Source organism: Pseudoalteromonas sp. McH1-7 (assembly GCF_013366255.1).
Classification (GTDB): domain Bacteria; phylum Pseudomonadota; class Gammaproteobacteria; order Enterobacterales; family Alteromonadaceae; genus Pseudoalteromonas; species Pseudoalteromonas peptidolytica.
Window position 1 is genome coordinate 149,127 of record NZ_JABWPQ010000010.1, and the last position, 8,619, is coordinate 157,745.

The window sequence follows — 8,619 nt, forward strand, 5'->3', positions numbered from 1 at the left end:
ATTGAGTAAGTATTAAGACAAATGGTATAAGGCGACGTAGTGGATATTATTAGCAAAATTAAAGAAGGTTTGGGTCATTTTAGTCCGGCTGAAGAGAAAGTCGCACGGTTGATTTTGGCTGAATTGACCTTTGCAGCGAGCGCTACTATTGGTGAGTTAGCTGAAAAAGCGCAGGTGAGTCATGCCAGTATTACACGCCTTGCACGTAGTTTAGGGTGTCATAACGTACGTGACCTTAAATTTAAGCTTACGCAATCAGCGGCAATTGGAGAGCGCTTTACGAGTGCTGAGCCTATCGAAAAAGAAAAAATCTCTCAGGTTTATACCTCGATCCAAGAGATTTTGACCCTCAATGCTGGATTAATCGACGAAGCAACGGTAGAGCAAGCCAGTGAGATAATTTGTGCGACACGTCATTGCCTCATTTTTGGTGTTGGCGGTGGCAGTAGCTTGATGGCACAAGAGTGTCAAAATCGATTATTTCGTTTAGACGTGCTCAGTAATGCCCATTGCGACCCGATGATGATGCGCATGGTTGCTGCGACGGTAAACAAAGGAGATGTGGTGATTTGTTTATCGCTAAGTGGCGTCTCTCCTGATGTGAGAGATGCCGCCTTGATAGCGAAAGAATATGGTGCGCAAATTATCGCAATTTGTCCGAACGGTGATTTAGCGAATATAGCTGATCACCATTTACCAATCAAAACCCAAGAAAGTGATTATATCTTCAAACCGAGCGCGGCACGTTATGCCATGATGGCTGCGATAGATATTCTATCAAGCGAAGTTGCTATTCGTAATCAAAAGCGCTCAAGGGAGAAGCTCAGACGATTAAAGACTCAGCTAGATCAACATAGAGATAAAAGTAGTAACTCACCACCGGCAGATAAACGTTTTCCATTGGGGGATTAATGACTGGCGCTTCCAACTATGTGGATACTCTTATTCAGCGTGCAACGGTTTACTTTACGCCACACTCAAAGGCGCAGATAGTCGATGTTGCCATTGATGGAGATAAAATTGTTGCTTTAGGTGATTGTGCTCATGTTATTGCAAGAGAGTATATTGATGCCATGGGATTAGTGTTGGCACCCGGTTTCATTGATGTGCATACTCATGATGATCTTGAGGTACTGCGAGCGCCGCACATGCTAAGCAAGGTAAGTCAAGGTGTGACTACGGTTATTGCTGGAAACTGCGGGATCAGTGCTGTGCCTTATAGTCCAACTTCTACACCCGTAGACCCAATTAACCTTCTAGGTGAAGGCGCTGAGTTTGTCTACTGTGAACTAAAGGATTATCAGCGGGCTTTCAGTGAGGCTGCGCCAAGTGTGAATTTGGCCATGCTAGTTGGACATACCACACTAAGGGCGCAGGTAATGGATGACCTATCTCACGCTGCCACGACACAAGAAATTAATCAGATGAAAGACTTATTGCACAAGGCAATGATGCAAGGGGCAATAGGTCTTAGCACTGGGCTTGCTTACTATAATGCCAAAGGAGCAGATAAAGCCGAAGTCAACGCACTGGCCGAGGTTGTTACACCATTTGGTGGCATCTATACCACACATCTGCGTACAGAGTTTCAGGGGGTGCTGCGGGCAATGGATGAGGCGTTTTCAACAGCTCAGCATGCCAAGTTACCGCTAGTTATTTCACATATTAAATGTGCAGGCCAAGAAAATTGGGGAAGAGCGCCTGAAGTTTTAGCCCATTTTGAGCAACATCGGCAAACCGATCAAATAAGCTGTGATTGTTATCCTTATGCCGCAAGCGCTAGCACTTTAGATCTAAATCAAGTGACAGGTGATACGGATATTTTTATTACTTGGTCTGAGCCGTACCCTGAGCTGGCACAGCAGAGCTTGGCAGACATAGCCTTGCATTGGCAAGTATCGCAACTTGACGCCGCAAAACGTCTGCAACCCGCAGGGGCGGTGTATCATTGTATGTTGGAAGATGATGTGCGGCAATTTCTAAGTTACGAGCACAGTATGGTTGGCTCTGACGGCTTACCCTGCGATCCTCATCCTCATCCAAGGCTTTGGGGGACGTTTCCCCGAGTACTTGGACATTATTGTAGAGAGCAAAAGTCGCTGCCGCTGGCATTGGCCATCCATAAAATGACAGCGCTGCCAGCTGCCCGCTTTAAGTTAAAACAACGTGGCAGTATACAAACGGGTTACTTTGCTGATCTGGTTTTGTTTGATCCCAAGCGGGTGTTAGATCGAGCAAGCTACAGCAACCCAAAACAACTGGCGACAGGGATAGTGAAAGTGTGGGTGAACGGTACCCTTAGCTATGTGGAAGGCACGACACTAGATAACATCTGCGAATTTGGTCGTGCAGGGCGATTTTTAAATCGTTAAAACTCATTAAAATCATCAAGAGGTTAATATGACAATAAGAAGAATAGGTGCTGAGGGCGGTACAGGAACCGGAGGGCAACATTTACCCTTTGCACGAGCAGTTGAGGCTGGTGGTTGGCTTCAGGTTTCAGGGCAAACACCGATGCGAGATGGGGAAGTTGTCGAAGGCGGGATCGTTGAGCAGTCACGCCTAGCGATTGAAAACTGCATCACGATTATGACTGAAGCAGGCTATGGCCTTGAGCATGTCACTCATGTGTCGGTGATATTAACGGATGCAAGATACTTCCAATCTTTTAATAAGATCTTTGCTGAGTACTTTTCAGCACACCCTCCTGCACGGATTTGTATGGTGGCTGATTTGGTCGTGGATTGCAAAGTAGAGGTTGACGTTACTTGTTATAAAGATAAGCAGGCGTAGCCATACAAAGCTGCACAAGAGGGAAGAGATGATGGATAACCAGCAAATGTATTTGCTTATTTTTCTGTTGTACTTGTCGGTGATGATAATAGTGAGCTGGTTGACATCGCGATGGCAACGTTCAAATAGTGACTACTTATTGGCTGGGCGTAAAGTGCCACTATTACTGACATTAGGTACAACCGTTGCCACTATGGTTGGCACTGGCTCATCGATGGGAGCGGTAGGGTTTGCTTATCAACATGGCTGGGCAGGCACGCTTTATGGAGTTGGTGGAGCAATGGGAATTTTATTACTTGCCTGGTTATTTGCTCCAGTCAGGGCTGAGCGCTTTGCAACGATGAGTGAGGAGTTGGCAAGTTATGTTGGTAACCATCAAATGGTTAAAAAAATACTAGCAATATTGATTTATGCTGCCAGCGTTGGTTGGTTGGGCGCACATTTAATTGGTGGAGGCATGTACCTTGCTTGGTTAACAGGACTTGATGAAACCAGTGCTAAGCTCATTATTGGGATAGGACTTGCCGTTTATGTGACCTTAGGTGGGTATTCTGCAGTAGTATGGACGGATGCCATTCAAGCCATTATTTTATTCTCAGGCTTTTTGCTAATGAGTTATTTTGTTGTTGACGTGGTAGGCGGCTGGCAAAGTTTAACCAATGTGACTGTTGCCAAAGATGCGGGGCTATTTTCATATCAAAACATAGGTATGTTGCCAGCAATCTCCATGGCGCTTGCAGTGCTGGTTGGCGTCTTAGCAACCCCCTCGTTTCGCCAGCGGATCTATTCGGCTAAAAGTATAGCGAGTATTCGTACATCATTTTTTATCTCAGGAGTGCTTTATTTAGGGTTTTCGCTTATTCCTGCGGTGATAGGGATAGGAGCCTATGCCGTGAACGCGAATTTAGATAACCCTGCGTTTGCCTTTCCTTATTTAGCGTTGACGGCGATGCCCGTACTGATAGGTGGTTTAATTTTGCTGGCGGGGATTTCTGCAACGCTGTCGAGTGCCAGTTCAGATGCAGTTGCTGGTGTGAGTGTATTGGTCTCTGACATCTATTTAGCGTGGTATAAAAGTAATATTACGCCGCGCAACTTGCTACTAACATCAAAAATAGCCATGTTGATTACAGTCTTTTTGGCATTATTTATTGCGGTGTTATCAAATAATATCATCAGCTATATCACCAAGATGATTTCGCTTGTATTGGCTGGGCTTTGTGTGATGGGAGTGTTAGGGCGCTTTTGGAAAAGCTATACCTGGCAAGGTAGTTTGGCCACTTTACTTGCTGGTTTTATTGCTACGTTGCTTGTGGGGGCGAATGACAGCTGGTTGGCTTTTTTTGGTAACCCAATTATTCCGGCGTTGTGTAGTGCGCTACTATTTGGGGTATTGACGAGCATAGTGACCAAACCAAGAAACGCCGAGTTGTCAGAAGAGGTAAAAGTAACCTCATGAAGTCAATGATAAAACGGATAGTCTTTTTTGGTGAATGTATGGTGGAGCACAATGCTGATGGGGTGACTGCGTTTGGTGGCGACACTTTTAATACCGCTTGGTATTTGGCGCAATTACTCAGACAAGTCAAACATGACGAAATCACAGTAAGTTATGCTACTGCTTTGGGCACCGACGGTGCCAGTGCTGATTTGACCGCGATGCTATCAGCCGCTCATATTAATCAAGATTATATTATAGTCACACCAGAAAGTCGTTTGGGTGAATATTGGATATCTCTTGATAATAATGGTGAAAGGCGTTTTACCTTTGCCCGCGATAAAAGCCCAGTAAAAGCGTATTTCAATAGAGATCAACGCCTCATACAAGCACTACAAGATAAACAGGTTGATGCGATTTACCTCTCAGGGGTAAGTCTTGCCATTTTATGTGATTCACAAAGGCGATGTTTATTCCAAGCATTAGCCATGTTTAAAGAAGCCGGTGGCATGATATTTTTTGATAATAATTACCGCCAGGCGCTGTGGCCTAGCTCTGAGGCAAAGCAGAGCTATTTGGCTCTGATGCCACTAGTAGATATTGCATTTTTGACCGATGAGGATGAATATGCCGTATACGGCACGCAAGGCGTCAATGACATTATATCTTTGCACCAACAACGAAGCATGCAGCCGCAAATTTTAGTCATACGTCAAGGCGCAAAGCCATGTCTATTGGTTTCTTCTAATGATACTCCAGTCATTTATATTGCAGCGCAACATATAAAGCCAGCGTTTATTCTAGATACCTGTGGCGCTGGAGACGCATTTGCTGGTGGGTTTATGGCACAGTGGCTGTTAGGCACTGAGCTGCGTTCAGCTGCGCGTTTTGCTCACCGAGTGGCGGCTAAGGTTATTCAACATCACGGTGCGCTGATCCCTGAGCACTTACTACCGAGCCTAGAGACGCAGGAATGTCATTATGAAAATGCCCTTTAGTATTATCCTATTTAGCATATTGTTACCCATATTTGCAGTAGCGGCAGCGCCACTGCCACTTATGCCGATGCCAAAACAAATCGAAATGGGCACAGGCACACTCACGCTCAACAGCGAAGTAAAAATAGCAGTTCATGGTTTTGGATCACAGAGAAAAGCGTTTCAGCTTGCTAGAGTAGCGCAATACTTTGAGCGTATTGCAGGAAAGCCTATTGCTTTACGCGTTGTTGAGGGGGAGAAAGCAGATTTAACTATTCGTGTAAAACAGGCTGAAACCCAATTAAACATGCCTCAACTGGGGATGCCAGAAGACTACACGCTAAACATAGATAAAAATGGGATAACCCTATTGGCAACATCAGTTTTTGGGGCGCAACACGGCATCTCAAGCATACTGCAACTGGCGACGGGGGATCCTCTCAACCCGCTGTCGTTTCCCTATACCAGTATTTCAGATGCTCCGCGCTTTACTTGGCGAGGCCTGCTGATTGATAGCGTTCGTCACTTTATGCCAATTGCAACTATAAAGCGCCAACTTGATGGCATGGCTGCTGCAAAACTGAATGTATTACATTGGCATTTAACTGACGACCAAGGTTGGCGTATAGAAAGCAAGGTGTTCCCGAAGCTAACCAAAATGGCCTCTGATGGGCTCTATTACCGCCAATCTGAAGTTAAGGAAGTAATTGAGTACGCGAGCCTTTTAGGTATTCGCGTGGTGCCCGAATTTGGCATGCCTGGTCATGCGAGCGCTATAGCCGTGGCGTATCCTAAGTTAATGGCCAAGGTTAAATCATATGAGATGGAACGCCACTGGGGCGTTTTCAAACCGTTACTCAATATTGCTAACCCTGAAGTGTATGTATTTATTGATAACTTACTGGCTGAAATGGTGAGTTTATTTCCTGATAGTTACCTTCACATTGGCGGTGATGAAGTTGAGCCTGCGCATTGGCTTGAAAATAGTGAAATACAGGCGATGATGTTGCAGCATCAGTTAAAAAACGGCCATGATCTTCAAAACTACTTTAATATACGTGTACAAAAGCTAATCGCCAAATATCAGCGAACGATGATGGGGTGGGATGAAATTTTTCACCCCGCACTGCCTAAAGATATTTTAGTACAGTCGTGGCGCGGTCATGACTCGTTAAATACAGTAGCAAAAGCTGGGTATGCAGGCATATTGTCAACGGGTTTTTATATCGATCAACCCCAGTATTCGTCATTCCACTACCGTAACGATCCGTTACCAGAAAAACCGCAAATTAACCTCACACAGCCACGTGTGATGAGTTTTACCTTTACTGTTCCACGCTTAAAAGGCAGCGCAATTGAAGGAGAGTTGGTGGTGTTGGGTGAGCAGGTGCTGATCAAGCTAAATAGCAATCTGCACCAATTGGTTAAAACGGATAAACCAATCACACGTGAGACACAGCAATTTATCGCGACGATGGACAGCTGGATGGGGCCACTACAATTTGAGTTTAACCGAACCATAAACAGCGGTGCAGTCATGATAGGTAACAGCCGCTACCCTCTGACTATTGCAAGCATAAGTAACCCTGCCCCTGTAAATGTGTCGGCCTCACTTAGTCGTGATAATCATGCCCTGATTTTAGGGGGAGAAGCGACAATTTGGAGCGAAATGGTTATTGAGCATAATCTTGATGTCAGAATTTGGCCACGGCTTTTTGTTATCGCTGAACGTTTATGGTCTGCACAAAGCCTCACTGATAGCGACGCCATGTATTTACGGCTCGAGCATATTAGTGACTTTTCGCATCGCGTTATTGGGCTTAAGCATAAAGTGCAACAGCGCTTGGGTTTTAACTCACTAATTAGCACAACACTAGGTGAGTCAGAGCGTATTAAAACACTTGAGTTACTTACCCATATTGCACAGATTGTTGAGCCAAGTCACTACTACACACGTCATCATATTAAATTTTTACAGGACGAATATCATCAAATAGCACCACTCAATCGGTTTGTTGACTATCTTGGCGTTGAAAGTCGTCAAGTCCGAGAACTTGACCAATTAGTTACACGGTATGTTGCAGGAGATGTCGCTGCATTAGTCCAAATTGAGAAGCAGTTACAACACTGGCAAATGAAGCTACAGGATGCAAGCTTATTACGGCATAGCCCTGAACTGACTGAAGTACACGCAACTGCGCTCAAGGTATTGCAATTGATTGAGCTTAGCCAACACGTGCTGGAGGAGTGTAAAGGGGCTTTACAACCTTCACAAACTTCGAACTTAAATCAACAGTTATTGGCATTACAGAGCTTGACGGATGAAATCGTCATTACCGGTATTTATCCGATGCGAACGCTCTATCTTCATTGCCAATCAGTAAATAAGCATTGAATAGGAACATCATGAAAAAAATTTTGTTGAGCTTTTTGTTACTACAAAGCAGCGGCTGTGTGATAGCCAATACAAATGCAGATACCGAGGACTGGATCGTTGATGGCGTGTTTACGCAAGGTATTGAAGGCCCCGCGGTTGACAGCGCAGGAGTGTTGTATGCGGTGAACTATCAACAACAAGGAAGTATTGGCAAGGTAACGGCAAAGGGTCAAGTAGAAACGCTACTGACATTCAAAAATGGCTCTATTGGTAATGGTATTCGTTTTGATAAAGAAGGGAACATGTATATTGCTGATTACATCAACCACAATATTCTGAAAGTCACCAGTAGCGCGCTCAAACAAGGCGGTGATTTATCAGAATTTGTGAGTCTATTTGCACACCATGATGGCATGAACCAACCAAATGATCTTGCGATTATGGATAATGGCATTCTGTTTGCCAGTGATCCAAACTGGCAAGCCAGCAGCGGGAATTTATGGCGTATAAACACGACAGGAGAAGTAACTTTACTCGAAGCGGGTATGGGGACGACGAATGGCATAGAAGTCAGTCCTGATAATAAAACCCTGTACGTGAACGAAAGCGTACAACGCAAAGTGTGGCGCTATGACATAGATGAACAAGGTAATATCAGTAACAAGAAACTATTGATTACGTTTAATGATTTTGGTTTGGATGGCATGCGTGCAGATAACCAAGGCAATCTCTACATTGCTCGTTACGGTGCAGGTGTTATTGCTGTAGCCTCACCAGAGGGTGAATTACTTAAAGAAATTAAATTGACAGGCAAACACCCAACCAATGTTGCTTTTGGCGGTAACAATGGCAAGCGTTTATTTATTACGATGCAAAAACGTGGAGCCATTGAGATGGCCGAAGTTGAGTTTGCAGGTCGTGAAAGATAATGGGGTTATACCAATTTGACTTAATACGTGCTCAATTTGAAGGAGTAAATCTGACGCTAACAGTGTTAAAAATTTCTCATTTAGAACAACTAAATAGCAAAATTT

General features: G+C 44.5%; 7 protein-coding genes. All 7 read left to right on the top strand.

Annotation, left to right across the window (positions count from 1 at the left end):
- The first annotated feature begins 39 nt into the window (after positions 1-39).
- Genes HUZ36_RS09310 through HUZ36_RS09340 form a run of 7 tightly spaced genes read left to right on the top strand, consistent with a single transcriptional unit; the run spans position 40 to position 8,514 of the window.
- Positions 40-912, top strand: coding sequence for a MurR/RpiR family transcriptional regulator (locus HUZ36_RS09310; protein ID WP_176032672.1), 873 nt, complete (start codon positions 40-42; stop codon positions 910-912).
- Positions 912-2,372: an N-acyl-D-amino-acid deacylase family protein gene (locus tag HUZ36_RS09315; RefSeq protein WP_176032673.1), complete on the top strand. Its 1,461-nt coding sequence runs from the start codon at positions 912-914 to the stop codon at positions 2,370-2,372. The genes HUZ36_RS09310 and HUZ36_RS09315 overlap by 1 nt, the downstream gene beginning before the upstream one ends.
- Before the next feature lie 28 nt (positions 2,373-2,400).
- Positions 2,401-2,793, top strand: a complete 393-nt coding sequence (locus tag HUZ36_RS09320) for a RidA family protein (RefSeq protein ID WP_176032674.1) — start codon at positions 2,401-2,403, stop codon at positions 2,791-2,793.
- Between the two features lie 28 nt (positions 2,794-2,821).
- Positions 2,822-4,252, top strand: coding sequence for a sodium:solute symporter family protein (locus tag HUZ36_RS09325; protein ID WP_176032675.1), 1,431 nt, complete (start codon positions 2,822-2,824; stop codon positions 4,250-4,252).
- The gene (locus HUZ36_RS09330; RefSeq protein WP_176032676.1) at positions 4,249-5,229 is read left to right on the top strand and encodes a sugar kinase; all 981 of its coding nucleotides are present in this window, start codon (positions 4,249-4,251) and stop codon (positions 5,227-5,229) included. Before HUZ36_RS09325 ends, HUZ36_RS09330 begins: the two co-directional genes overlap by 4 nt.
- Complete coding sequence (locus tag HUZ36_RS09335; protein ID WP_254879524.1) at positions 5,213-7,603, top strand: family 20 glycosylhydrolase; 2,391 nt, start codon at positions 5,213-5,215, stop codon at positions 7,601-7,603. Before HUZ36_RS09330 ends, HUZ36_RS09335 begins: the two co-directional genes overlap by 17 nt.
- Before the next feature lie 11 nt (positions 7,604-7,614).
- The gene (locus tag HUZ36_RS09340; RefSeq protein WP_176032677.1) at positions 7,615-8,514 is read left to right on the top strand and encodes an SMP-30/gluconolactonase/LRE family protein; all 900 of its coding nucleotides are present in this window, start codon (positions 7,615-7,617) and stop codon (positions 8,512-8,514) included.
- Positions 8,515-8,619: the final 105 nt, after the last annotated feature.

Bases quoted from the DNA above. Each gene is read 5' to 3' on its own strand.
- HUZ36_RS09330 (WP_176032676.1), top strand. From the start codon at position 4,249: ATGAAGTCAATGATAAAACGGATAGTCTTTTTTGGTGAATGTATGGTG.
- HUZ36_RS09335 (WP_254879524.1), top strand. From the start codon at position 5,213: ATGAAAATGCCCTTTAGTATTATCCTATTTAGCATATTGTTACCCATA.
- HUZ36_RS09325 (WP_176032675.1), top strand. From the start codon at position 2,822: ATGATGGATAACCAGCAAATGTATTTGCTTATTTTTCTGTTGTACTTG.
- HUZ36_RS09320 (WP_176032674.1), top strand. From the start codon at position 2,401: ATGACAATAAGAAGAATAGGTGCTGAGGGCGGTACAGGAACCGGAGGG.
- HUZ36_RS09340 (WP_176032677.1), top strand. From the start codon at position 7,615: ATGAAAAAAATTTTGTTGAGCTTTTTGTTACTACAAAGCAGCGGCTGT.
- HUZ36_RS09315 (WP_176032673.1), top strand. From the start codon at position 912: ATGACTGGCGCTTCCAACTATGTGGATACTCTTATTCAGCGTGCAACG.